General features: G+C 66.3%; 18 protein-coding genes. 6 read left to right on the top strand and 12 right to left on the bottom strand.

What is annotated here, in order from left to right; all coding sequences use genetic code 11:
• Positions 1-28 precede the first annotated feature (28 nt).
• Positions 29-238, top strand: a complete 210-nt coding sequence (locus CCZ28_RS14395) for a cold-shock protein (protein WP_007161279.1) — start codon at positions 29-31, stop codon at positions 236-238.
• Positions 239-348: 110 nt separating this feature from the next.
• Here CCZ28_RS14395 and mdtD read toward each other — a convergent pair whose 3' ends face one another.
• Complete coding sequence (gene mdtD, locus CCZ28_RS14390) at positions 349-1,782, bottom strand: multidrug transporter subunit MdtD (protein WP_140219013.1); 1,434 nt, start codon at positions 1,780-1,782, stop codon at positions 349-351.
• 72 nt (positions 1,783-1,854) lie between these two features.
• Positions 1,855-2,736, bottom strand: a complete 882-nt coding sequence (locus CCZ28_RS14385) for an acyltransferase (RefSeq protein WP_140219011.1) — start codon at positions 2,734-2,736, stop codon at positions 1,855-1,857.
• 106 nt (positions 2,737-2,842) lie between these two features.
• Between CCZ28_RS14385 and CCZ28_RS14380 the strand changes: the two genes are divergently transcribed.
• The gene (locus tag CCZ28_RS14380; RefSeq protein WP_140219009.1) at positions 2,843-4,105 is read left to right on the top strand and encodes an HD-GYP domain-containing protein; all 1,263 of its coding nucleotides are present in this window, start codon (positions 2,843-2,845) and stop codon (positions 4,103-4,105) included.
• Positions 4,106-4,111: 6 nt separating this feature from the next.
• On the opposite strand, the gene CCZ28_RS14375 is transcribed toward CCZ28_RS14380, so the two are convergent.
• The 4 genes from CCZ28_RS14375 to CCZ28_RS14360 all read right to left on the bottom strand — a co-directional run bounded on the left by CCZ28_RS14375 (position 4,112) and on the right by CCZ28_RS14360 (position 8,357).
• Positions 4,112-4,726: a glutathione S-transferase family protein gene (locus tag CCZ28_RS14375; protein ID WP_140219007.1), complete on the bottom strand. Its 615-nt coding sequence runs from the start codon at positions 4,724-4,726 to the stop codon at positions 4,112-4,114.
• Between the two features lie 127 nt (positions 4,727-4,853).
• The gene (locus CCZ28_RS14370) at positions 4,854-6,230 is read right to left on the bottom strand and encodes an ATP-binding protein (protein ID WP_140219005.1); all 1,377 of its coding nucleotides are present in this window, start codon (positions 6,228-6,230) and stop codon (positions 4,854-4,856) included.
• Entirely contained in the window at positions 6,227-6,901 is a 675-nt protein-coding gene (locus CCZ28_RS14365; protein WP_140219003.1) for a response regulator, read from the bottom strand. The genes CCZ28_RS14370 and CCZ28_RS14365 overlap by 4 nt, the downstream gene beginning before the upstream one ends.
• Before the next feature lie 127 nt (positions 6,902-7,028).
• Positions 7,029-8,357 carry a PQQ-dependent sugar dehydrogenase gene (locus CCZ28_RS14360; protein ID WP_140219001.1) on the bottom strand — a complete coding sequence of 443 codons (1,329 nt, stop codon included), beginning with the start codon at positions 8,355-8,357 and terminating at the stop codon, positions 7,029-7,031.
• A 459-nt stretch (positions 8,358-8,816) separates the two neighbouring features.
• On the opposite strand from CCZ28_RS14360, the gene CCZ28_RS14355 reads away from it, so the two are divergent.
• Positions 8,817-9,860: a glycoside hydrolase family 5 protein gene (locus tag CCZ28_RS14355; RefSeq protein ID WP_140218999.1), complete on the top strand. Its 1,044-nt coding sequence runs from the start codon at positions 8,817-8,819 to the stop codon at positions 9,858-9,860.
• Between the two features lie 77 nt (positions 9,861-9,937).
• Entirely contained in the window at positions 9,938-10,321 is a 384-nt protein-coding gene (gene gcvH, locus CCZ28_RS14350; protein ID WP_140218997.1) for a glycine cleavage system protein GcvH, read from the top strand.
• 95 nt (positions 10,322-10,416) lie between these two features.
• Here the strand turns inward: gcvH and CCZ28_RS14345 are convergent, their stop codons facing one another.
• The 4 genes from CCZ28_RS14345 to CCZ28_RS14330 form a co-directional block, all read right to left on the bottom strand.
• On the bottom strand, positions 10,417-10,731 hold the full coding sequence (locus tag CCZ28_RS14345) for a DUF2388 domain-containing protein (protein WP_058761514.1): 315 nt from the start codon (positions 10,729-10,731) through the stop codon (positions 10,417-10,419).
• A 67-nt stretch (positions 10,732-10,798) separates the two neighbouring features.
• Positions 10,799-15,148, bottom strand: coding sequence for a PAS domain S-box protein (locus CCZ28_RS14340; protein ID WP_140218995.1), 4,350 nt, complete (start codon positions 15,146-15,148; stop codon positions 10,799-10,801).
• A 40-nt stretch (positions 15,149-15,188) separates the two neighbouring features.
• Complete coding sequence (locus CCZ28_RS14335; protein WP_140218993.1) at positions 15,189-16,970, bottom strand: GspE/PulE family protein; 1,782 nt, start codon at positions 16,968-16,970, stop codon at positions 15,189-15,191.
• Between the two features lie 188 nt (positions 16,971-17,158).
• A complete protein-coding gene (locus CCZ28_RS14330; RefSeq protein ID WP_140218991.1) occupies positions 17,159-18,508 on the bottom strand; it encodes a CYTH domain-containing protein in 1,350 nt (449 codons plus the stop codon).
• 169 nt (positions 18,509-18,677) lie between these two features.
• Between CCZ28_RS14330 and argE the strand changes: the two genes are divergently transcribed.
• Together argE and argA are read left to right on the top strand one after the other, a co-directional pair.
• Entirely contained in the window at positions 18,678-19,838 is a 1,161-nt protein-coding gene (gene argE / locus CCZ28_RS14325) for an acetylornithine deacetylase (protein WP_140218989.1), read from the top strand.
• A gap of 162 nt (positions 19,839-20,000) precedes the next feature.
• Positions 20,001-21,299 (top strand): amino-acid N-acetyltransferase, encoded by a 1,299-nt coding sequence (argA, locus tag CCZ28_RS14320; RefSeq protein WP_058761519.1) that lies wholly within the window; start codon positions 20,001-20,003, stop codon positions 21,297-21,299.
• An 844-nt stretch (positions 21,300-22,143) separates the two neighbouring features.
• Here argA and gshA read toward each other — a convergent pair.
• Entirely contained in the window at positions 22,144-23,721 is a 1,578-nt protein-coding gene (gshA, locus tag CCZ28_RS14310; protein ID WP_140218987.1) for a glutamate--cysteine ligase, read from the bottom strand.
• 210 nt (positions 23,722-23,931) lie between these two features.
• Positions 23,932-24,315 (bottom strand): PaaI family thioesterase, encoded by a 384-nt coding sequence (locus CCZ28_RS14305; RefSeq protein ID WP_058761521.1) that lies wholly within the window; start codon positions 24,313-24,315, stop codon positions 23,932-23,934.
• Position 24,316: the final 1 nt, after the last annotated feature.

The following is a 24,316-nucleotide window of genomic DNA, read 5'->3' as shown; positions in this document are numbered from 1 at the left end:
CCCGTTATTCCAAGGAGCAACACCCGTCATGTCGAATCGTCAGAACGGCACCGTCAAATGGTTCAACGAAACCAAAGGCTACGGCTTCATCACTCCCGAGAGCGGTCCGGACGTGTTCGTTCACTTCCGCGCGATCGAAGGCAAAGGTTTCAAGACCCTGGCTGAAGGCCAGAAGGTCAGCTTCGAAGTCGTGCAGGGCCAGAAAGGCATGCAGGCAGAGCACGTACAGGTCATCTGACACCTGACGTCGCCCGAAGCTCACGAAAAACCCTGGCACTGCCGGGGTTTTTCGTTTCTGGCGCCTGGGTACTACTAGAAGAACAGTAGAAGACCAGGCGCTAGTCAGCGTCATTCCACGTTCTGCGCGCTCTTTTCCGGTTCCGTCGCCAGCGGCTTGGCCCGCCGACCGGTCTCGCGCGAGGCCTGCAGGAAGATCCCGGCGGCCAGCATCGACAAGAGGCCGACACAGACGAAGGTGGCGCGGAAGGCAGAGAGCACCTCGACGTCGCCATAGTCGTCCTGGAAGCCGCCCAGCAAGGCCGCCGCGCAGGCGACGCCGAAGCTCATGGCCAATTGCATCACCACCGACAGCAGGCTGTTGCCGCTCGCGGCCTGCTGGTCGTGCAGGTCGATGAGGGTGATGGTGTTCATGGCGGTGAACTGCATGGAATTCACCGCGCCCAGGATGCCGAGATGAATGAGCAGCCAGACGAAGGGCGTGGTGGGCCCGAGCAGGGCGAGGCTGGCGATCAGGCAGCCCAGCAGCAGGGTGTTGCCCACCAGCAGGCGCCGATAGCCGAGGCGACCGATCAAGGGGCCGGCGATGGGCTTGGCCAGCATCGCCGACAGCGCCAGGGGCATCATCAGCAGGCCGGCCTGGGCGGGTGGGTAACCGAGGCCCACCTGGAACAGCAGCGGGATGAGGAAGGGCAGGGCGCCACTACCTAGGCGGGCGAAGAGATTGCCGAAGATGCCCACCGCGAAGCTGCGGATGCGGAACAGCTCGGGCGAGAACAAGGGTTGCTCGTGGTGCAGGGCGCGGAGCCAGTAGGCGACCATGCAGGCCATGCCGGCCATCAGCAGCAGCACCACTCGCACATGCGGCAGGTGCAGATCGCCGAGGCCTTCCAGGGCAATGCTGATCAGCACCATGGAGCTGCCGAACAGCAGGAAGCCGAGGCCATCGAAGCGCTGCGGCAGCGGGCTGCGCAGGTCCGGCAGCAGGCGCCGGGTGGCGATGCAGCCGAGGATGCCCACCGGCAGGTTGATCAGGAAAATCCAGTGCCAGGACACGGCTTCCACCAGCCAGCCGCCCAGTGCTGGACCCGCCAGGGGGCCGATCAGACCGGGAATGGTGATGAAGCTGAGAATGCGCACCAGCTCGCTGCGCGGATAGACGCGCAGGATCACCAGGCGACCCACCGGCAGCATCAGCGAGCCGCCCAGGCCCTGGATGACGCGAGCGGCGATCAGCAGATTGAGGCTGGGCGCCAGGGCGCAGAGCAGCGAGCCGAAGGTGAAGAGGGCGATGGCGGTGAAGAAGACGCGGCGACTGCCGAAGCGGTCGGAAATCCAACCCGAGGCCGGAATCAGCAGGGCGACAGTGAGCAGATAGGCGATCACCACCCCCTGCATGCGCAAGGGATTCTCGCCGAGATCGGCGGCCATCCGTGGCAGGGCGGTGTTGACGATGGTCGCATCCAGCGACTGCATGAAGAAGGCGACGGCGATCAGCCAGGGAAGCCAGCGAGCCGTGATGGAGTCCAGCGTCGGGGTGGGCATTGAGGGATCCTTGTCGAGACAACCGACTACCCGCACTCTGACTGTCGACAGGCCGCGGGGTGCCCCGCCATTTCAGCGGGACTGCTGCAACGCCTCGATTCGCTGATCCTTTTCCGCCCAGAGCTCGCTGACCCACTGCTGGAAATGCGCGCGGAATTGCGCATCTTCGCTGTAGTCGCCCGCCCAGCGCGCTGGATCCAGCGGTCGCGCGCGGATATCGATGATAACGCGTTTCACCCGCCCGCAAAGCAGATCCCAGAACCCGGGAATCCGCCCTTCGGGATAGACCAGGGTGATGTCCAGCAGGGTATCCAGCTGATCGCCCATGGCAGCCAGCACGAAGGCCATGCCACCCGCCTTGGGCTTGAGCAGGTGCCGATAGGGCGAATTCTGTTCGGCATGCTTGGCGGGGGTGAAGCGGGTGCCCTCCAGGTAGTTGACGATGGTGACCGGCTGGCGGCGGAATTTTTCGCAGGCTCGCCGGGTGATGGCCAGGTCCGCGCCCTTGAGTTCCGGTCGCCGGGCGAGTTGTTCCTTGCTGTATCTCTTCATGAAGGGATAGTCCAGTGCCCACCAGGCGAGGCCGAGGAAGGGGACCCAGATGAGTTCTTTCTTCAGGAAGAATTTGAAGTAGGGCACCTTGCGGTTGAAGGTCTCGATCAGGGCGGGAATATCGACCCAGGATTGGTGGTTGCAGATGACCAGATAGGAGCGATCCCGCCTCAGCACCTCGGCACCGCGGATATCCCAATGGGTAGGCGTGAGTCGGGCGAAGATCAGTTTGTTGATTTCCGCCCAGGTCTCGGCGATGTTCATGACGATCCGGGAGCACCGATCACGCAGCGGTGCGTAGGGGAGCAGCTTGATCAGCGCGAACAGCATCAGGGGGCCGATCAGGATGAGGGTGTTCAGCAGCAGGAGCAGGGAGACGGTGATACCGGTCAGGAGGTGCATGGATACTCTCGTCTGTAAGGTGGTGCGATAGTCTTTAGCGCGACATGCCGTTTTGCCATTATCCGCTCTAGGGCGGCTGCTGCCGGGACGCTGCGAAGTGAACGCCATGCTGAAAAAGATTGCCAGTGCCGAGGTTCGTCTCGGCATGTACATCCACAGGTTCGAAGGCAGCTGGATCGACCATCCGTTCTGGAAAGCGCGCTTCCTGCTTCAGAGTCCACGCGATCTGCAGAAGATCCAGGGCAGTGCAGTGACGGCGGTGTGGATCGATGTCGCCAAGGGCCTGGATCGATTGCCGCAGCCGCCCGCTGACGAGCCGGTGGTCGTGCCGTCGTTGGCCGCGACCCTGGCCGAGGCGCCGTCACTCTCGGCCGCGCCGCTGGTGTCGCCCCAGGTGGTGCCGCCGTCCGCCAGCGCCGAGCAGGAACCCGTGGCCAGCTGCCATCAGGAGCTGGCGCAGGCGCGGGCGGTGAGCGACCACGCCAAGCAAGAGGTGGCACGACTGTTCCAGGACGTCCGCCTGGGCAAGGCCATCGAGTTGAACGAAATGAACGACGTGGTCGAGCAGATTTCGGCCTCGGTGCTGCGGCATCCCACGGCGCTGATCAGTCTGACGCGTCTGCGTACGGTAGATGAATATACCTACATCCACTCGGTTTCGGTCTGCGCCCTGATGACGGCGGTGGCGCGGCAGATGGAACTGCCCGCAGAACAGATTTTCCTGGCCGGTAAGGCCGGCTTGCTGCACGACGTGGGCAAGATGCTGGTGCCCCCCGAGGTGCTCAACAAGCCGGGCAAGCTGACTGATGACGAGTTCGCCGTGATGAAGCGCCATCCTGAACTCGGCGTTGTCCTGTTGCAGGAGTGGGGCGCTGGCGCGGCGGTCATCGATGTCTGTCGGCATCACCACGAGAAATTCGATGGCAGCGGTTATCCCGATCGCCAAGCGGGCTCCAGGATCAGCCTGCTCTCGCGGATCGCCGCGGTGTGCGACGTCTACGACGCCATCTCCTCGACCCGGGCCTACAAACAGGCCTGGAGTCCGGCCGAGTCGATCCGCCGCATGGCGGAATGGACGGGGCATTTCGATCCGCAGGTATTCCAGGCGTTCGTGAAAACCCTGGGCATCTATCCCATCGGTTCGTTGGTGCGCCTGAGCAACGAGCAATTGGCGGTGGTCATCGATCAGCATCCACACAACCTGCTCACACCCACGGTGCGGGTATTCTTTTCCGCCCGCTCGCGTACCCCCTTGCCCCAGCGTCTGCTGGACCTTGCACGCACGCCTACTGGCGAGCGCATCGTTCGCCGGGAGCTGCCCGAGGAGTGGGGCTTTCGTAACCTGGAGCGGCTCTGGCAGCAGGCCTAGCGTCACTCAGGGGCGGGTCGCCTGCAGGGACGGGCGCTCGCTGACGCGGGCGTACCAGGCGGCGATCCGAGGGCAGTCGCTGCGCCAGGCCCAGGTGGGAATGCGGAAATCCAGATAGCCCAGCAGGCAGGCCATGCCCAGGCAGGCGACATCGAATTCCCCTTCCAGCTCGGCGATGGCGTCGCGCTCGAAGTAGTCCAGCGCGCGGGCGATCTTTTCCTGCTGGTTGTCCAGCCAGAGTTTCCACTGCATGCCCGGCGGGCGCATGAAGCTTTCATAGCGAATCTGCACGGCGGCTTCCATCATGGCGTCGCACAGCGAAGCCATGGTCAGCCGGCGCCAGCGTTCCGGGCCCTGGCGTGGGATCAGCGGCGGGCGCTGGTGCAGGGTATCCAGGTAGTCGAGTATGACGCGGCTATCGTGCAGGCAGGTGCCGTCGGCCAGACGCAACGCGGGAATCTTGCCAGCAGGGTTGGTATCCAGGACGTCGCGATTGGGGTTGAGCGGCGTCTGCTGGACGATTTCCACTTCCACCTGCTCGATCAGGTCCGTCTCGTGGAGCATCACCACGACTTTGCGACCGAAGGGCGAGGCGGGAGTGTGGTACAGGATCATGGACATGGCCGGGCTCTCCAGATAGCGGGACTGCGCGTCGCCGATGGCGAATCCCGTCACTGTAAGCCCTTGGCCGGTCTGGTTGAAAGCCGGCCTTGGTCTTAGCCGGTCGGCAGCGGCCCACTCATCGCCTTCAGGCGATGCCGGGCAGCTCGATGTGCACGCCCAGGCCGCGGCCCTCCAAACCCTCGCCCAGGTACAGGCTGCCGCCATGGATTTCGACGATACGCTTGACGATGGGCAGGCCGAGGCCGCTCCCGGTGTTCTGTCCGGCGCTTTCGCTGCGATAGAAGCGGGTGAAGATCATCTCTCGTTCCTCTGCCGACACCCCGGGACCACTGTCGCAGATATCCATCCGTACCCGGCCGGGTGCTCCCGCGGCGACCCGCACCAGCACCTGACCACCGCTCGGGGTATAGCGGATGGCATTGCCGACCAGATTGGTGAGTAAGACGCCCAGCCAGGTCGGGATGCCGGAGAGCTGCACGTCCTGGTCTTCCAGGACCAGGTCGATGTTCTTGTCGATGGCCAGCGGGGCCAGCTCGGACAGGGTATCCGCTGCCAGGCCGCCCAGGTGTACGGTGACGAATTGCTCCTGTAGCGCACCGCTGTCCAGGCGGGCCAGCAGCAGGATCTGCTCCATCAACTGGCTGATGCGTTCGGCACTGCGGCGGACCTGCACCAGGCCGCGGGCATGGGCCTGGGGATCGCTCGAGCGCAGGGCTACCTGGGTGTGGGTCAAGAGGCTGGCGAGGGGCGTACGGATTTCGTGGGCGGCGTCGCTGGTCAGCCGGCGCTCGGCCTCCAGGGCGCCATCCAGGCGTTGCATCAGGGCATTGATCTCGGCCACCAGGGCCGCCGCTTCCTGGGGGACCCGGGTCAGCGGCAGCGGCTCCAGGCGTTGGGCGGAACGCTGTTTGATCTGGGCCGCCAACTGGCGCAGCGGTTCGAGGCCGCGGGTGACGCCGAACCAGATGAGTGCCGCCAGCACCGGCAGGGCCAGGCCCAGGGGGAACAGCGAGCCGAGCAGCAGCAGGTTGGTGGCGCCACGCCGGTCGGCGAGGTTCTCGTAGATCCAGATCTTGCCCTCGCCACTGATCAGCCGCAGCACGCGCCAGCGCTGACCGTTGGCCACCAGACTGCTGAAGCCGGGGGGCTGGTCGATCAGGCCCGGCGGGGGAGCCGGAGTACCGAGTTGCTGGTTGCCGGCTTGCAGCAGATAGCCCAGCGCATTGCGACGTTTGAACAGCGGCAGGTCGGCGATGGCCATGCGGCTGCGCTCCAGCAGCTGCGCCTCCGGTGACAGGACCTGATCGCTGCTTTCGGTCAGGGTGGCCAGATGCAGGGCCGCCGCACCGAAATCCAGCATGTCTTCGTCGGCCAGGCGATTCACCTGGCGCAACACCAACTGATAGGTCACCAGCGCCGCGATCAGCCAGCAGGCGAAGATCCCGCATAACAGCAGGGTCAACAGCCTCTTGCGCAGGGAAGCGGCGGGGCGGTCAATCATGAGGTCGGTCGTTCGGGCTGGTCGATACCGTAGCCGATGCCGCGCACGGTACGGATCAGGCTGCTGCCCAGCTTGCGTCTGAGGTGGTGGATGTGGACTTCGATGGCATTGCTTTCGACATCGCCGTCCCAGCCATAGAGCGCCTGCTCCAGGCGATTGCGCGAGAGTACCTTGCCCATGTTTTCCAGCAACAGGCGCAGCAGCGCATATTCGCGCGGGGCCAGGTCGACCGGTTGGCCGGCCAGGGTGACCCTGTGGGTGGCTGGATCGACCTTGAGCTCGTTGTGCTCCAGCAGTGGCTGGGCGCGGCCGGTACTGCGCCGGGTCAGGGCCCGGACGCGGGCGAGCAGTTCGTCGAGGTCGAAGGGTTTGGTCAGATAGTCGTCGGCGCCGGTGTCCAGGCCGGTGACCCGGTCGGTGACCTTGTCACGGGCGGTCAGGATCAGTACCGGGGTGCCATCACCGCGCTTGCGCAGGGCGGACAACACCTCGAGCCCGGAGCGCCGCGGCAGGCCGATGTCGAGCACCACCAGATCGAAGGGGTCGGTTTCCAAGGCGGACTGGGCGGCCTGGCCATCGGTCACCCAATCGACGGTATCGCCTTCCAGAGCCAGACCGGCGCGGATGCCGTCGCCCAGCAACATGTCGTCTTCGGCCAGCAATATTCTCATTGGATTTTCCCAGACGGTGGAACGGTTTTTACCGCTCCGGGCCTGCCTCGGCAAGAGCGGTGACCATCCCCCAGGATGGTCAGGCTCAAGCCTAGGCGGGCGCGCTTAAGGAGGGATTAACGAGACGTCAGGGACGTTGGGCGCTGACCCGCCAGATCGTGTTGCCGACATCGTCCGCCACCAGCAGGGCGCCGCGACCATCGTTGGCTACGCCGACCGGGCGTCCCTGGGCTTCTTCCTTGGCATTGAGGAAACCGGTCAGCACATCGCGCGGTGGACCGCTGGGCTTGCCATTCTGGAAGGGAACGAAGACGACCTTGTAGCCGCTCTTCGGATCGCGGTTCCAGGAACCGTGCTGACCGACGAACAGGCCCTGGCGGAACGCTTCCGGCAACCGGGTATCGGCGCTGGCGAAGGCCAGGCCCAGGGAGGCGGTATGGGTACCGAGGGCGTAGTCGGGGGTGAGCGCCTTGGCCACCAGGTCCGGTCGCGGCGGCTGGACGCGGCGGTCCACGTTCTTGCCCCAATAGCTGTAGGGCCAGCCGTAGAAGCCGCCGTCCTGGACCGAGGTGGCGTAGTCGGGGACCAGGTCGCTGCCGATCTCGTCGCGTTCGTTGACCACCGTCCACAGCGTGCCGGTGGTGGGCTCCCAGTCCAGGCCGTTGGGGTTGCGCAGGCCGGCGGCGAACAGGCGCTTCTGGCCACTGGCGCGGTCCAGCTCCCAGATGGCGGCGCGGCCCTGCTCGATGTCCAGGCCGTTTTCGCCGACGTTGCTGTTGGAGCCGACGGTGATATAGAGCTTCTGGCCATCGCGACTGGCGATGACGTTCTTGGTCCAGTGGTGATTGATGCCCGCCGGCAGATCGGTGACCAGGGTGGACGGGCCGTCCAGGTGGGTGGCGCCGGGACGATAGGTGAAGCGCACCAGGGCGTCGGCATTGGCGACATAGAAGTCATTGCCCACCAGCACCATGCCGAACGGCGAGTGCAGTCCTTCGGCGAATACCGTACGGGTTTCGGCCACCCCGTCGCCGTCGGCGTCACGCAGCAGCGTGATGCGATCGGCGCTGGGCACGCCGGCACCGGCCTTCTTCATGAACAGGCCGGCGATCCAGCGCTTGACGCCGGGAAAGTCGTCGCGCTTGGGCGCATTGCTTTCCGCCACCAGGACGTCACCGTTGGGCAAGACATAGAGCCAGCGCGGATGGTCCAGGCCGCTGGCGAAGGCCTTGACCTGGGTGCCCGGGGCGGCGGTGGGCAGCGCGCCCTGGGGCCAGCCCACCGCGGGCGCCACGTTCACCGTGGGCATGAAGGTCGGATGCGGCTCTGGCAGCGTGGGAGTGGGGCCGTAGCTGGCGGCTTTTTCCAGCCGGGAGTGCTCACCGCAACCCAACAGGGTGATGGCTGCCAGGGTCAGTGCCAGGGAACGCAGGGGCAAGGTCGCGCAAAGGGGCATGGCAAGGGCTCTCGCAGGGGCTCGGAGGATAGAGCCCGGTTCGACGCTCAATGTTCCAAGTGGGGCAGACAGTGGATATCCAGGCAGTCCAGGCGACCATATTGGCACAAGCGGTTACAAGTCGACCCTATTCGACTGATCGGTCTCACTAGAGACATCGCCGCTTCGCTCGTCCAGGTCTTGATTACAGAAAATGCCGACGGTTCAAGATCTTAGCGCTACCACTCGGTCGCGCTTTGCCAAAGTGCCGGCAATCTGACGCTTTTTTAGCGCTAAATAACTGTTTTTAAAGGGAAATAGTTCCTCAAGCTGCGCCCGGAAAGGCCGATAGCTGCGTCAACAATGACGACGAAGTCGCGCCACACGGCGCCGCAGGAGGACGCGGCCGCCCGAACTCGTCCACGCCAGAGCCCGCTAGTTTGCGGTCGGCGGGAAATACCTCTTCCCACAGGTGCAATCATGCAATCCCTTACCCGGCGCTTGCGCCACGTTTCGCTGTGTCTCGCCAGTACGCTGGCCCTGGCTAGCGCCTGGTTGCCCTCGGCCCAGGCGGTCGAACTGGTCGGCCTCAACTTTTCCGGTGCCGGTTTCGCCAGCCAGGTGCTGCCCGGCGTGAACAACCGCAACTATGTCTTTCCCAGCGAACAGCACTTCAAGGACTGGAGCGCCAAGGGCATCAAGCTGGTGCGCTTTCCGATCATCTGGGAGCGCATTCAGCCCAAATTGAATTCGATGCTGGACCCGGATTATGGCGCCCTGATCACCCAGACGCTCAACTACGCGCAGAAATACGACGTGAAGGTGATCCTCGATCTGCACAACTACGCCCGCTATCGCGGCGAGGTGATCGGCGCCGGCAAGGTCACCTATTTCAACTACTGGGATGTGACCTACCGCCTGGCTTACCGCTTCGGCAGGCATCCGGCGCTCTATGGCTACGACATCATGAACGAGCCCCACGACGCCGTGGCCTTCTGGCCGACCGCCGCCCAGCACGGCATCAACGGTATCCGCACCGTGGACAACGTGCATCCCATCATCGTCGAGGGCAACGGCTGGTCCAGCGCTGCTCGCTGGCCGCAGTGGAACGACCCGCTGCTGGCACTCAAGGATCCGGCGAACAAGCTGATCTTTTCCGCCCATGTCTATTTCGATAACGACGGCGGTGGCCAATACGCCAGCAAGGACATGAGTGGCTTCGATCCCCAGGTCGGGGTGAACAGAGTCAAGCCTTTCGTCGACTGGCTGAAGAAGAACGGCAAGCAGGGCTACATCGGCGAATTCGGCGTGCCGGACGATGATCCGCGCTGGTTGCTGGCCATGGACAACATGCTGGCCTACCTCAAGCAGCACTGCATTCCGGCTAGCTATTGGGCCGCAGGCCCGGGTTGGGGTAATTACAACCTGGCGGTGGAGCCCATTAACGGTGTGGATCGGCCGCAGTGGGCGACGCTGAAGAAATACGTCGACAACACCAGCTGCACGCGGATCGGCCCCAATTAAGCGTGGGTGACGATGGCGGTCCTCAGGGTTGGCAGGCTACCCTAGCCTTTTCACCGTGCCAGTCCCGAGGACCCCTCATGAGCCAGATTCCCGCCGACCTGCGTTATGCCGCCAGCCACGAATGGGCGCGCCTGGAAGCCGATGGTAGCGTCACCGTCGGCATCTCCGACCATGCCCAGGAGGCACTGGGCGATGTGGTGTTCATCGAACTGCCGGAAATCGGCAAGACCCTTGCCGCGGGCGATCAGGCCGGGGTGGTGGAGTCGGTCAAGGCCGCCTCGGACATCTATGCGCCGGTGGGCGGCGAGGTGATCGCGATCAACGAGGCGCTGGCCGATGCACCCGAGCAGGTGAACGGCGAACCCTATGGCGCCTGGTTCTTCAAGCTCAAGCCGCAGGATCCGGCCGAGCTGGACAAACTGCTGGATGCCGAAGGCTACCGGCAGGCCAGCGAAAGCTAAGGGCTTCGTTCGCGCTTCGCCAATCCAGCAAAAAAAGAACCCCGCGCGGCCTGGCCGGCGGGGTTCTTTTTTTGCCTGCCCCTTTGAGCGGGCTCTTACTGGGTCAGGATACGCATGGCCAGATCGCTATCACTGGCCTGCAGGCCCGGCTGGGCCGCGCGCATGTCGCGCAGGGCAGCTTCCAGGTAGGGGCCGCGGATCTGGCCATTGCTGGCCAGGTAGGAGCTGGCGTCGTCCTGGGTGGCGGCGACGATCTTGTGGTCGTCACGGCTGGTGGTATAGAACGAGCCGGAGGTCGCGCCCAGGGTCGCGGCATGACGCCAGAACCGGGCATCCGCATTGGCGGCGGTGGTCGCGGCCAGCAGCGGCAGGCCGATCAGGGAAACCAGAGCAAGCTTCTTCAGGCGCATGGATGAAATCTCCTTCTTGAGGTCTCCATTAGAGAGCGGAGACGTCCGACGAGTTCCGAGTCCCTTGCTAGCTCTGAATCATGCTGTGGATGCGTTCGGCCAGGGCATCGATGTCGAAGGGCTTGATCAGCATGTCCATGTTCTCGCCAAGGAATTCGCCGCGTACCTTGGCATTCTTGGCATAGCCGGTGATGAACAACACCTTGAGTTCGGGCCGACGGCCGCGGGCGATCTCGGCGAGCTGACGCCCATTCATGCCAGGCAGGCCGACATCGCTGATGAGCAGGTCCAACCGCTGCCCGCTTTCGATGATCGGCAGGGCGCCGTCGGCGTCGCTGGCCTCCAGGGCGGTGTAACCTAGTTCGGCGAGTACCTCCAGCACGATCATGCGCACGGCGTACTCGTCTTCCACTACCAGGACGGTCTGGCCGGCTTCGGCGCGTGGCGCGACCTTGGTCGTCGACTGCTCCTGGGCTGCCGCAGCGACTTCGGCGTGCCTGGGCAGGTAGAGACTGATGGTGGTGCCCTGGCCCTGCTCGGTGTCGATGCGCGCGGTACCGCCGGACTGCTTGACGAAGCCGTAGATCATCGACAAGCCGAGCCCCGTGCCCTGGCCGGCCGGTTTGGTGGTGAAGAAGGGCTCGAAGGCCTTGGCCTTGACCTCGGGTGGCATGCCGGTGCCGGTATCGGTCACGCTCAGGCGGACATAGTCACCCGGGGTGAGGGATTCGCGCGCGGCCGCCTCGGCGTCCAGGCTGAGGGTAGTGGTGGCGATGCACAGCTCGCCCCCGGCGGGCATGGCGTCGCGGCCATTGATCACCAGGTTGAGCAGGGCGTTTTCCAGCTGATGGGTATCGCTGTGGGCGAGCCAGGCGACGGGCGCGAGGTCCAGCCGCAAGGTAACGTTCTCACCCACAGTGCGCACCAACAGATCCTGCAGGGATTCGACCAGTTGGTGCACGTCCACCGGCTGCGGATCGAGGGTCTGCCGGCGGGCGAAGGCCAGCAGCCGATGGGTGAGGGCCGCGGCGCGATCCGCCGAATTGACCGCCGCGTTGATGTAGCGATCCAGGTCCTGGGTACGGCCGTTGGCGATGCGCAGCCGGATCAGGTCGAGGGCGCCGACGATACCGGTCAGCATGTTGTTGAAGTCGTGGGCGATACCGCCGGTGAGTTGGCCGATGGCTTCCATCTTCTGCGACTGCCGCAGGGCTTCTTCGGTCCGCTCGCGCTCGTAGATCTCGGCGATCAATCGGGCGTGGCTGCGACCCAGCTCCTGGGTCCGCTCGGCGATGCGCTGCTCCAACTGGTCGGTGGTCTGCCGGGCCTCGGTGATGTCCACGCCACAGCCGACCAGGCCGTGGAATTCACCGTCGACCTCCAGGCGCGGCGTGCCTTCCAGGCGCAGCCAGCGCCACTCGCCCTGGGCGTTGCGCACCCGTACCTCGGCGCGCAGCGCGCTGTGGGTGGCGATGGCCTGCTTGAAGGCGCCTTCGAAGGCCGGGCATTCCGTGTCCGGTAGCAGGGCGCTCCAGCCTTGGTCGCGCAGGTCGGCATCGTGCAGGTCGAATTCGCTGGCGAAGCGCTGGTTGACGAATTGCAGCTGGCCTTCGCCGTCGCAGGCCCAGATCAGTACCGGGGCGCTGTCGGCCATCAGGCGGAAGCGCCCCTCGCTTTCACGCTGGGCATCCTGGGAACGCTGCCGGCAGATGGCCGCCCAGAGCCGGTCGGTGACATCACGCAGGAACTGTACCTCGCTTTCCTTCCACAGACGGGCGCGCTGGTCGTGGGCGACGAACAAGGCCCGTAGACGGCCATCCTCATAGAGCGGAATGTCCACCAAGGCGGCGATTTCCAGGTCGAGCAGGCGCTCGGCATTGGCCTGGGCGCGGGGGTCCTGGCTGACGTCGTCGATGACCAGGGGCGCTTCGCCTTCCTGGGTGCCCAGGCTGTCGGGAGCGAGCAGCGGATAGGCGAGGGCATGATCGGCGCTGCCATTGGGCGTCCAGACCTGCTGCATGATGAAGGTGCCGCGACCTTCGTCGAGCCGGGCGTAACCGACGCGACGCAGGCCCAGGCGCACGCCCACCAGCTCCAGGGCGACGGCCACCCCGGCACTTTCCGGATCGCCTTCGCGCAAGCGGTCGCCCAGCTCGATGAGGGCGTGCTGGCGGGCTGCCGCTTCGCGGCGTTCTTCGATCTGTTGCCGCAACTGGCGATTGGTCTCGCTGATGCGGTCGGCGTCGTGGCGTTCGCGGGTGATGTCCCGAGCGATGCCGACCAGGCGTCGACGTCCGCCCGGCTCCAGGCGTTCGCGCCCGCGGATGCTCAGCCAGACCGGCTCTTCCTGCCGCGAGCTGCGCACGCGAAAGGTCAGGCGCAGATCGTAGGCGCTGCCCTGGCTCTGGATGGCCGCGCTGACATAGGCGCGGACCCGAGGGGCGTCGGCCGGGTGCAGGGCGCGCAGCAGGGCTGCCCCGCGGGTCTTGCGGCGGCGCTCCGGGGCGCCGACCAGATGGGCCAGGCGGGCATCCCAGCTGATCAGGTCGTGGTCGATGTCGTAGTCCCAGACGCCCAGGTCGGCCACGTCCATGGCCAGGGCGATCCGCTGTTCGGCTACGCGCAGGGCGTCGGCCGCTGCGGTGCGCTCGATGACGATGCGGATGCGTTCGGCCACTTCGCGCACCAGGGCCACGTCGCCGATGGTCCAGTGACGGGGCGTATCGGTGTAGAGGAACAGCAGGCCGACCAGTTGCTCCTCGGCGAGCAGCGGCACCACCAGGCCGGCACGGACGTCGTGCTCCAGCAGTCGCTCGCGCATCTGGCCCAGCCGGCTGTCCTGGGCGCTGTCTTCCACGCTGACGATGACGCCGCGGCGCAATTCCTCCACCGCCGAGGTGTGCCAATGGGCCAGGCTGGGCAGGTTCAGACGGCGCGTTCGCCCCTGGTCGAGCCAGTCGCTGTCGATGGTCAGGCTACCGTCCCGGCCGACCCGGGCGTAGCCGATGCGCTGCACGGCCAGCAGATGGCCGAGGCTGTCACCCAGCACCGAGGCCACCTCGCCGGTATGGGTGACGCCATGCAGCAGATCGCCCAGCTCCAGCAGGAAGCGCTGGCGGTCATGACTGCGGATGCGCTCGCTGAGGTCGACGAAGGTACAGATGGCACCCTGGACCTCGCCGTCACGCCAGAGCGGCTGGGCCCGCCATTCCACCGGCAGCAGGCTGCCGTCTTCGCGCAGCAGCGCATCGGCGGACAGATGCAGGATGGCGCCGTCGCGGGCGGCGCGGCGGATGGCCTGGGCGCCGTCCTCGCTGCGCGCCGAACCGAGGCGGGTTTCCAGGGGTTCGTCCAGGCCGTCGCGGTCCTCGGCCAGCCCCAGCATCTGGCGGAAGGCGCGATTGCACAGGGTGGTGCGGCCCTCGCGATCGAGCGCGCAGAAGCCTTCATGGGTGGATTCGAGCAGCAGGTGAGCAAAGGCCTCGCTTTCCTGCAGCGCCGTCTCGGCCCGCTTGCGGCTGTCGATGTCCTGGGCCACCCCCACCCAGTGCTCGATCTCACCGCTGGCATTGGTGAACGGCATGGTGCGCGTCTCGAACCAGCGATAGCGGCCCTGGGCATCGCGCAATTGCAATTCCAGACTACCGGCGATGCGCTGCGCGCGGACCTCGCCCCAATGGCGCAGCAGCAGTTGGCGATGGTCGGGATGGATGGTGGCGGCCCAGAGCTCGGGATCGGCGGCGGCGCGTTCGGGGGTCAGGCCGCTGTATTCGTACCAGTAGCGATTGGCGTATTCGAAGGTGCCGTCGGGCCGGGCGAACCAGATGATCTGCGGATTGACGTCCATCAGGGCACGATAGTGCGCCTCGTCGAGGCCGCTGTGGCGAGTCGGCGCAGTCGCCTTCGACTGGGTCTCGAACAGGCGCAACACCTGGCGGGCAAGGCGGTCGAGACCGGTAAGGCGCGCCGTGCTCAGCTCCCGTGGTTGCCAGTCGAACACGCAGAGGGTGCCGAGAAAGACCCCATCGGCCGTGCGCAGCGGCGCACCGGCATAGAATCTCAGCCCCGCGGGATCGGTGACCAGCGGATTGTCGGCGAAGCGTGGGTCCTGGCTGAGGTCCTCGATCTGCCGCGCCTCGCCGGCCGCGTGCAGGTGGCGACAGAAGGACAGGGCCAAGGGCATTTCGGCGACGCCCAGACCACGCTCGGCCTTGAACAGTTGCAGGTGCTCACCCAGCAGGTTGACCGCGGCGATGGGCGTCTCGCAGAGGGTGGCCGCCAGCTCGACCAGATCCTCGAGGCCCGGCTCCGCTTGGCCGTCGAGCAGGCCATGATCGGCCAGCCACGCCTGACGGCGGCGAATCTGCTCGGGGTCCTCGGCAGCCATGGCCAGAGGGTTGACGGCGGTTATCTGCACGGCTCGCTATCCTTGTTCCGCTCGCGGGGCGCCAGGGGCGCTAACGTTCACTCTGGGGCGTGACGCGCAGCACTTCTTCCATGGTGGTCTGGCCGGCGGCGATCTTTTGCGCCCCGGATAACCGCAGGCTGCGCATGCCCTCCTTGAACGCCTGGCGGCGCAGGGCGGTGATGTCGGTATCGCCCGTCACCAATTCGCGCAGACTATCCGAGAGGGTAAGGATTTCGTAGACCCCGGCACGACCGCGATAGCCGGTATCGCGACACTCCGGGCAACCCACCGGTTGCATGGCCCCGGTCGGCAGCGGCGCGTTCCAGGGCTTGGTCAGCTCCTGCCAGGCGGCCGGGTCCAGCTCGGTGGGCGCCTTGCAGGCGGGGCACAGGGTGCGCACCAGGCGCTGGGCCATGACGCCCAGCACCGTGGCGCGGATCAGGTAGTAGGGCACACCCAGTTCGATCAGCCGGCTCACCGAGCTGGGCGCGTCGTTGGTGTGCAGGGTGGAGAGCACCAGGTGCCCGGTCAGCGCCGCCTGGATGGCCATCTCGGCGGTCTCCAGGTCGCGGATCTCACCGATCATGATGATGTCCGGGTCCTGCCGCATCAGCGCCCGTACGCCGCTGGCGAAGGTCACCTCGATGTTGGGCTGCACCTGCATCTGGTTGAAGGCGTCCTCTACCATCTCGATGGGATCTTCGATGGTGCAGACGTTGACCTCGGGCGTGGCCAGCTGCTTGAGGGTGGTGTACAGGGTGGTGGTCTTGCCCGAACCGGTGGGGCCGGTGACCAGGATGATGCCGTTGGGCTGGCCGGTCATGCTGGCCCAGCGTTTCAGGTCGTCGGCGGAGAAGCCCAACTGGTCGAAGCTCTTGAGCAGCACGTCCGGGTCGAAGATTCGCATCACCAGCTTTTCGCCGAAGGCGGTGGGCATGGTCGACAGCCGCAGCTCCACCTCCTTGTCGCCGGCCATGCGGGTCTTGATCCGGCCATCCTGGGGCTTGCGCTTCTCGGCGACGTTCATGCGCCCGAGGTTCTTGATCCGGCTGACCACCGCCAGGGTGACCTGGGCCGGGAACTGGTAGACGGTGTGCAGTACGCCATCGATGCGAAAGCGCACCGCCCCCTGTTCGCGCCGCGGCTCGACGTGGATATCGCTGGCGCGCTGCTGGAAGGCGTATTGGAACAGCCAGTCGACGATGTTGACGATGTGGGCGTCGTTGGCATCCGGCTCGCTGTCGCTGGCGCCCAGGTTGACCAACTGTTCGAAGTTGCCGACGCCGCTGCTCTTCTGCTCCACCGCCGAGGCGCCGGTGACCGAGCGCGCCAGGCGGAAGAATTCCTGGGTATAGCGGGTGATGTCGGCGGGGCTCGCCACCACGCGCTTGATCGGCCGCTGCAGCACGTGGGTGAGGTTGCTCTCCCAGCTGTGCACGAAGGGCTGGGCGCTGGCCACCGTCACCTCGTCCGGGCTCACCGCCACGGCGAGGATCTTGTTGCGCTGGGCGAAGGCATAGGACATCAGCGGGGTGATCGAAGCCACATCCACCTTGAGCGGATCGATGCGGTAGAAGGGCTGGCCGGAATACTCGGCCAGCCAGCGGGTCAGGCTGTCCAGATCCAGCTTGCGTCCGGGCCGGGCGAGATCGTCCATGCTCTGCGCCGCCAGGAATTCCAGCGGATGCTGCTGCGGATTGGCGGAGCCACGCCGCAGCAGCAGGCACTGTTCGGCGGTCTGCTGGTCGATCCGCTGCTGGCTGACCAGCTCACGCAGGATATCGCCCAGGTCGAGCCAACGGTCGGCGGAAGAGGAAGCTATGGCGGACATCGGGACTCCTAGGAACGCTGGTCGCCCGGATCCGACAGCCTGTCCGCGGGCGACGCCACTACCGCCCCCATAGCTGCTGGGGCGGTGGTTTTCTCCAGCATAGCGATTTTGCGTTGCGGAATCGCTCGCGGCCTTGTGCCATCAGGATGGACGGCGCGGCCTTGGGATCGTTCCTGCCGTCTGGCGGCTCAAGCCAGGGCTTTCCAGGGCGCCAGGCCGTGGATCAGGCGGGCCTGTTCGGCAACCCCGGCGAGATCGCCATGGGCGCTCAGGGGGGCCAGCTTGCCCAGCTCGCCATACAGCCGGTCGGCTTCGGGCAGGTCCAGGGCGCCACGCGCCAGGTGTAGCCAGACCTGCATCCGCTCCAGGCGGGGCAGTTGCTGCTCGATCAGTTCCGGCTCGGTGATGGCGCGCAGCAGCGGTAGCTCGGCGGCCTCCTGGGCCAGCAGGCGCGGCAACCACTGGCCCAGCGGCGTGGCACCCTGGCGCTCGCCACGACCGGTACGGCCCTCGGTCCAGGCACGGGCATGCAGCCAGCGGGCAGCGCGCAGGGAGAACAGGCCCCAGCGCGGGCGCTCCAGCTCGGCGGCGAAGCGCTGCGGCGCCTGGCGGCGCGCCTCTTCATCGTCCTGGCCAATGGCGGCCAGCGGACGCCAGTCGGCGAGCAATTCGTCGAGCGCCTGGCGCAGGTCACGGCTGCTGGCGCGCGGCGCCGCCTGGCCGAGACTGCCGAGCAGGGCGCGCAGGTCGATCAGTTGGTGTACCCAGTCCACCAGCAGGCGCCAGTGGCCGTTCCAGCGATACTGCTCGGCCAGGCGCTGGCTGCCGGCCAGCAGGTGCCAGCCGAGGCGGGCGACGGCTTCGTCCAGCGGCGTCTCGGCGTCCAGCTCCGGCGCGGACAGATAGAGGGTGTAGCTAGCGGCGTCGTGCAGGCGATAGCCGCGCTCGGCCTTGCTGATGTCGCAAGGCATCAGCGGCAGCTCGGCGGCCAGTTGCTCGGCCAGTTCCAGCAACGCCGCCGGTTCGCCCTGGCGCAACTCCAGCTCGACCTCGGCGATGGCTTCGCGCTGCTCGCCGGCACGGACCTCGCCCTGATCCAGGGCCACTTCGATGATGGTGCGAGCCTTGCCCCGGCCCCAGGCGATCTCCGCCGCGTCGCGGACGAAGTCGGTATCGAACACCGGCTGCAAGCGGCGCAGGTCCAGGTCAGCCAGGGCCGCGGGCCAGCAGCTATCGTCGAACAGCGTGGTATCCAGGGTGGCATCGGTCAGCGGCCACTCCCATTCGTTGCGCTCGGACAGCCCGGCTACGCTCTGGCCGCGACTCTTGAGCGTCTGGATGTAGCGGTCGCCGTCACGGCGCACGCGCAGGGCGACCTTGGCATGGGCCAGGTCGCGGGTGTCGGTGTCGTAGTAGCAGTTGGACAGCTCGTGGCGCTGCCAGCCGTCCTTGCAACGCTTCTTGAGCAACGGGTGAGCGCGCAGGGCGTCGAGGGTCGCCACACTGGCGCGCAGCTTGATTTCGGTTTCTTTGGCCATTGGAGCATCCTGGCGCCGGAAGAGAACGGTCCGGCTCCGTGCCGAGCGCGTCATGACGACGGAAGGCGAGAACGTGGGCGCTAGTTTAGCCCGTCCCGGCCCCTGGGCGCATGAAGGTTTCATCCCAGGGCGGATGGCGCCATGATGGAGCCGTGACCAGGAGACATCCATGACCGTGCCTGCGCTGAAAGCTCTGTTCGCCACCCTCATCGCCGAAAGCTCGGTGAGCTGCACCCAGGCGGCGCTGGACCAGTCCAACGCCGGGGTCATCGCCCGCCTGGCCGGCTGGTTCGGCGCCCTGGGCTTCGCCTGCGAGACCCAGGAGGTGACCCCGGGCAAGTTCAACCTCATCGCCACCCTGGGCAGCGGTCCCGGCGGCCTGGTGCTGGCCGGCCACACCGACACCGTGCCCTACGACGAGGCCCTCTGGCAGGGCGATCCCCTGCGGCTGCGCGAGGCCGACGACCGCTGGTACGGCCTCGGCAGCTGCGACATGAAGGGCTTCTTCGCCCTGATCCTGGAGGCGGTGCGCGAGCTGGATCCCCGGCAGTTGCGCCAGCCGTTGATCGTGCTCGCCACCTGCGACGAGGAATCCTCCATGGACGGTGCCCGGGCCCTGGCCGAAGCCGGACGACCGCTGGGCCGCGCCGCGGTGATCGGCGAGCCGACCGGGCTGCGACCGATCCGCCTGCACAAGGGCATCCTCATGGAGCGTATCGACATCCTTGGCCAGAGCGGCCATTCCTCCGACCCCACACTGGGCCACAGTGCCCTGGAGGCCATGCAGGCGGTGATGGGCGAGTTGCTCGACCTGCGCGCCCAGTGGCAGCGCGAGTACCGCAATCCGCTGTTCCTGGTACCCCAGCCAACCCTCAACCTGGGTTGCATCCATGGCGGCGACAACCCCAACCGCATCTGCGGCCAGTGCGCCCTGGAATTCGACCTCCGCCCCTTGCCGGGCATGCAGCCGGAAGCCCTGCGCCAGGTCATCCGCGGGCGCCTGCTGCCCGTCGCCGAGCGCTTCGGGGTGAAGATCGACTACCAGCCGCTGTTTCCCGCCGTGCCGCCCTTCGAGCAGCCGGCCGAAGCCGAGCTGGTGCGCCTGGCCGAGCGTCTCACCGGCCACCGCGCCGATGCCGTGGCCTTCGCCACCGAGGCGCCCTATCTGCAGGCGATCACCCAGGAGGTGCTGGTGCTCGGCCCCGGCGACATCAGCTGCGCCCATCAGCCCGAGGAACACCTGGATCTGGCCCGGATCGCGCCGACCGTGAGCCTGCTGCAGGCCCTGATCCGCCACTATTGCCTGGGTGATGCGGCTGTCGTTCGATGAATTGGCCGGTCGCCCGGCGTGACTTTTTGTAAACTCCAGGTGGTCTACTGACGCTGCCTGCCCATCCGCCCCGCTTCGAGGAACCCCCGTGCTGCGACGACGCTGAACGCCCTGCCTGCCTCCGTTCACCCTCACGCCTACTCATCAAGGGTCTTCGTCTCGATGCACGACTACGTCAACTGGCTCCGCCACGCTTCGCCCTATATCAATGCCCACCGCGACGCCACCTTCGTCGTCATGCTGCCCGGCGATGGCGTCGCCCATCCCAACTTCGGCAACATCGTCCACGACCTGGTCCTGCTGCACAGCCTCGGCGTGCGCCTGGTGCTGGTGCACGGCTCGCGTCCGCAGATCGAATCGCGCCTGGCCGCCCGCGGCATCGAGCCGCGCTTCTACAACGACCTGCGCATCACCGACGGCCCGACCCTAGAAGCCGTGATCGACGCGGTCGGCAGCCTGCGCAGCGCCATCGAGGCGCGGCTGTCGATGGACATGGCCGCCTCGCCCATGCAGGGCTCGCGGCTGCGGGTCGCCAGCGGCAACCTGGTCACCGCGCGCCCGGTGGGGGTGCAGGACGGCGTCGACTTCCACCACACCGGCGAGGTACGCCGCATCGACCGGCGCGGCATCGGCCGGCTGCTCGACGAACGCACCATCGTGCTGCTCTCGCCACTGGGCTATTCCCCCACCGGCGAAACCTTCAACCTGGCCTGCGAAGATGTGGCCATGCGCGCCGCCATCGACCTGGGCGCCGACAAACTGGTGCTCTACGGCGCCGAACCGGGCCTCCTGGACGAACACGGCGCCCTGATCCGCGAGATCGGTCCGCAGCAGATTCCCACCCATCTGGCGCGCCTGGGCAGCTCCTACCAGGCCGAACTGCTCGACGCCGCCGCCCAGGCCACCCGCGGCGGCGTGCGTCGCTGCCATATCGTCGGCTACGCCGAGGACGGCGCTCTGCTCACCGAACTCTTCACCCGCGCCGGCAGCGGCACCCTGGTGGCCCAGGAGCCCTTCGAAACCCTGCGCGAGGCGACCATCGCCGACGTCGGCGGCCTGATGGAACTGATCCGTCCGCTGGAAGAGCAGGGCATCCTGGTGCGTCGCTCGCGCGAGGTGCTGGAGCGGGAGATCGAGCAATTCAGCATCGTCGAACGCGAGGGCCTGATCATCGCCTGCGCGGCGCTCTATCCCATCGCCGACTCGGCGGCGGGCGAGCTAGCCTGCCTGGCGGTGAATCCCGACTACCGCCACGGCGGCCGCGGCGATGCCCTGCTGGCACGCATCGAGCAGCGTGCCCGCGAGCGTGGCCTGAGCACCCTGTTCGTGCTCACCACCAAGACCGCCCACTGGTTCCGCGAGCGCGGCTTCGAGCCCAGCGGCGTGGAACGCCTGCCCGCGGCGCGGGCGTCGCTGTACAACTACCAGCGTAATTCGAAGATCTTCGAGAAGAGCCTGTAGGGCGCAGCTGACGTAGGTTGGGCTGAGACGGCTCCATCGTCGAAGCCCAACGCTCTGGCTGGCTTCTGGCTTCTGGCTTCTGGCTTCTGGCTTCTGGCTTCTGGCTTCTGGCTTCTGGCTTCTAGCTGATTACTGAGCTTTCGGATGGTTTTTGTTTCGCCCCCTCGGGCGAGTCACTTTTGCCAGTCGCGGCAAAAGTAACCAAAAACGCTTGCCCCGACCATCCGGCCCTTCGCTTCGCTCCGGGTCCGCTCACACCAGCGCCGTTCCGGGGTCGGCCTACACGGGCCGTCCATGGCCCGTTAGGCCTCTCGCCGCATCCATGCGGCTCGACCCACTCCACGACACTGGCATTCGCCCTCCTGAACGGGGCGATTCGCCAGCCTGAAAGTTTTGGTTGAATAACCCGTAGCGTGGACAACGGCGAAGCCTTGTCCACAGGGATCGGCGTTACGCGCCAGTGGAAAACGCTACGACTCTCCTGAACACCGAATTCCCAGGCTGGTATCCCGTCCCCGTCAGTGAGGCCGAGTGTAGGTGTCGCGGAGGGGGATGCGAGGCAGGACGCCGAGCAAGGCGCGAGGGGCAGGAGGCCCCTTCGTGCCGTACCCCCGGAGCGGCGCCGGAGCGAGGGGACCCGGAGCGCAGCGTAGGGCCGAAGCGTGGGGACAGCGTTTTTGGTTACTTTTGCCGCGACTGGCAAAAGTGACTCGCCCGGGTGGGCGAAACAAGAGCTATCAGCAGAACACGATAATTAGCCAGGGTATTGATAAACCAAGGCATCTCAGCGACCACTGTAACGTTGGGCTTCGACGATGAAGCCGTCTCAGCCCAACCTACCTGTCTACACCCCAATCGTCGCCAAAATACTCGCCTGATACGCCGCCACGAAGGTATCAAAATCCCCCTGGGGCGACGCCTCTATCTCCGCCTGCTCTTCCAGCGACTGTCGCGCCATCTCGGCGTAGCACTCCCGCTCGCCTTCGCTCAGCGGGTGACTGGCGAAATAGGCCGCATGGACCTCGCTCTGCCGCAGCCCGAATTCGGCGAAGCTTTCGCCGCGTTCGCGCAGCTCCTGCAGCACCCGCGCCGAGGGTGTGAGACGGACATCGGCGAATTTTTGCTGCTGTGCCACGACCGCCTGGCGATGGGCATCGCCACCCGTGCTGGCATCCAGCACCTTGGCGCACTGTTCGATCTGGTCGAGCAATTCTGCCGCCCAGTCGATCATCGCCACCGAGGCGCCATGGCGTTGCAGACGCAGGCCAGGCTTGCGGCCTTCGCGAACTACGCTGGCGAAGTTGTCGGTGCATTCGCTGCACTCGCCGTTGAGCGGCGGGCTGCCTTCCAGGGCGCAATAGAGCAGGAAGGCGTCGAGGAAGAGGGCGGTGGTGGTATCGATCCCCAGCGGCAGGAAGGGGTCGATGTCCAAGCAGCGCACCTCGATGTACTGCACGCCGCGGGCCATCAGCGCCTGCACCGGACGCTCGCCGCTGCGGGTGACCCGCTTCGGGCGGATGGTGGCGTAGTACTCGTTCTCGATCTGCAGGATGTTGGTGTTGAGCTGCACCCACTCGCCGTCCTGGTGGGTGCCGATCTCCGCATAGGGCGGATAGGGCGTGCCCACCGCGCGCCTCAGGCTCTCGGTGTAGGTGGTCAGGTCATTGTAGTCCGGCGTCAGGCTGGCCTGGGCGTTGCTCTGGTAGCCCAGGTCGCTCATGCGCAGGCTGGTGGCATAGGGCAGGTACAGGGTCCGCTCGTCCAGGGTCTGCAACTGGTGCGGCCGACCCCGCAGGAAGCCGATATCCAGCGCCGGCGAGGCGCCGAACAGGTACATCAGCAGCCAGCTGTAGCGGCGGAAGTTGCGGATCAGGGCGATGTAGCGCGCCGACTGGTAGTCGCGGGCATTGCGCGCATCGCCTTCGCTCTGGCGTAGCAACTCCCAGGCCTTTTCCGGCAAGGAAAAGTTGTAGTGGATGCCGGCGATGCACTGCATGGTGCGGCTGTAGCGCAGCGCCAAGCCGCGGCGATAGACGTGCTTGAGCCGGCCGATGTTGGAACTGCCGTAGTCGGCGATGGGGATCTGGTCTTCGGCCGGCAGGGCGCAGGGCATGGAGCCACTCCACAGCCGCTCGCCGTCGAGCTGGGCCACCGCGGCGCGGTGCACCCGGTCCAGCGCCTCCAGCACCTCGGGAGTGTGGGTGCCGGTGGGGGTGATGAATTCCAGCAGCGCCTCGGAATAGTCCGTGGTGATCTGCGGATGGGTCAGGGCCGAGCCCAGCGTCCGCGGGTGGGGGCGCTGGGACAGTTCGCCCTGGGCGTCGATGCGCAGGGCCTCGCGTTCGATGCCGTGGAGGCAGGCCGTTAGCAGAGAAGGGTCAGCGCCGAGCAGGGCCAGGCGGCGGGACAGGATATCGCTCAAGTTAACTTCCTTTGGCGGTACTCGCCCCGGGCAGGGTAGAAGAAACCGACTGATATGGGGGTGGTCGGCCAGGGCCGACGCGGGCGCAGCAGTCACTGCCGCGGTCCGGGTTCAAGCCTCAGACCGCAACCCGCTCAGTTGTCTCCCAGCGTAGCTCAGGTGATGGCAAAGGGCGATATGCGCCGCCTTGTCACCGCCCGGTCTGGCCGGTCATAGACAGGCGAAGGTCGCCTGGGCCAGGGCGATCAGTTTGTCGCCCTGGTGGACCTTGGCTTCCAGCACATGGGTCTTGCGGCCCGGGTGGATCACCCGGGCGTGGCAGACCAGCTCGCCTTCGCTCACGCCGCGCACGTAGTTGACCTTGCACTCCAGGGTCACGCTACCCGGCCGGCCGTCGAACAGGCTGTGGCTGGCCTGGCCGAGGGCGGTGTCGATTAGCGAGAAGAGGGCGCCGCCATGCAGCTTGCCGTGCAGGTTGATCAGTTGGTCCTGCACGCTCATGCGCACCTCGGACTCGCCCTGCTCGGCCTTGTGGATGGTCATGCCCAGCAGACTGCTGAAGGCGCTGTCCTTACCTACGGGAGAACCACTCATG

The organism is Pseudomonas oryzihabitans (genome assembly GCF_006384975.1).
In the GTDB taxonomy this organism is placed as follows: domain Bacteria; phylum Pseudomonadota; class Gammaproteobacteria; order Pseudomonadales; family Pseudomonadaceae; genus Chryseomonas; species Chryseomonas psychrotolerans_B.
Note: the sequence above shows the minus strand (reverse complement) of the source record. Positions and strands in the feature narration are given on the sequence as shown.

Coding starts and splice junctions, on each gene's coding strand:
- CCZ28_RS14335 (WP_140218993.1), bottom strand. CDS start 16,970: ATGTCCGCCATAGCTTCCTCTTCCGCCGACCGTTGGCTCGACCTGGGC.
- CCZ28_RS14360 (WP_140219001.1), bottom strand. CDS start 8,357: ATGCCCCTTTGCGCGACCTTGCCCCTGCGTTCCCTGGCACTGACCCTG.
- CCZ28_RS14330 (WP_140218991.1), bottom strand. CDS start 18,508: ATGGCCAAAGAAACCGAAATCAAGCTGCGCGCCAGTGTGGCGACCCTC.
- CCZ28_RS14370 (WP_140219005.1), bottom strand. CDS start 6,230: ATGATTGACCGCCCCGCCGCTTCCCTGCGCAAGAGGCTGTTGACCCTG.
- CCZ28_RS14380 (WP_140219009.1), top strand. CDS start 2,843: ATGCTGAAAAAGATTGCCAGTGCCGAGGTTCGTCTCGGCATGTACATC.
- CCZ28_RS14395 (WP_007161279.1), top strand. CDS start 29: ATGTCGAATCGTCAGAACGGCACCGTCAAATGGTTCAACGAAACCAAA.
- argA (WP_058761519.1), top strand. CDS start 20,001: ATGCACGACTACGTCAACTGGCTCCGCCACGCTTCGCCCTATATCAAT.
- argE (WP_140218989.1), top strand. CDS start 18,678: ATGACCGTGCCTGCGCTGAAAGCTCTGTTCGCCACCCTCATCGCCGAA.
- gcvH (WP_140218997.1), top strand. CDS start 9,938: ATGAGCCAGATTCCCGCCGACCTGCGTTATGCCGCCAGCCACGAATGG.
- CCZ28_RS14345 (WP_058761514.1), bottom strand. CDS start 10,731: ATGCGCCTGAAGAAGCTTGCTCTGGTTTCCCTGATCGGCCTGCCGCTG.
- CCZ28_RS14305 (WP_058761521.1), bottom strand. CDS start 24,315: ATGAGTGGTTCTCCCGTAGGTAAGGACAGCGCCTTCAGCAGTCTGCTG.
- CCZ28_RS14385 (WP_140219011.1), bottom strand. CDS start 2,736: ATGCACCTCCTGACCGGTATCACCGTCTCCCTGCTCCTGCTGCTGAAC.
- CCZ28_RS14365 (WP_140219003.1), bottom strand. CDS start 6,901: ATGAGAATATTGCTGGCCGAAGACGACATGTTGCTGGGCGACGGCATC.
- mdtD (WP_140219013.1), bottom strand. CDS start 1,782: ATGCCCACCCCGACGCTGGACTCCATCACGGCTCGCTGGCTTCCCTGG.
- CCZ28_RS14375 (WP_140219007.1), bottom strand. CDS start 4,726: ATGTCCATGATCCTGTACCACACTCCCGCCTCGCCCTTCGGTCGCAAA.
- CCZ28_RS14355 (WP_140218999.1), top strand. CDS start 8,817: ATGCAATCCCTTACCCGGCGCTTGCGCCACGTTTCGCTGTGTCTCGCC.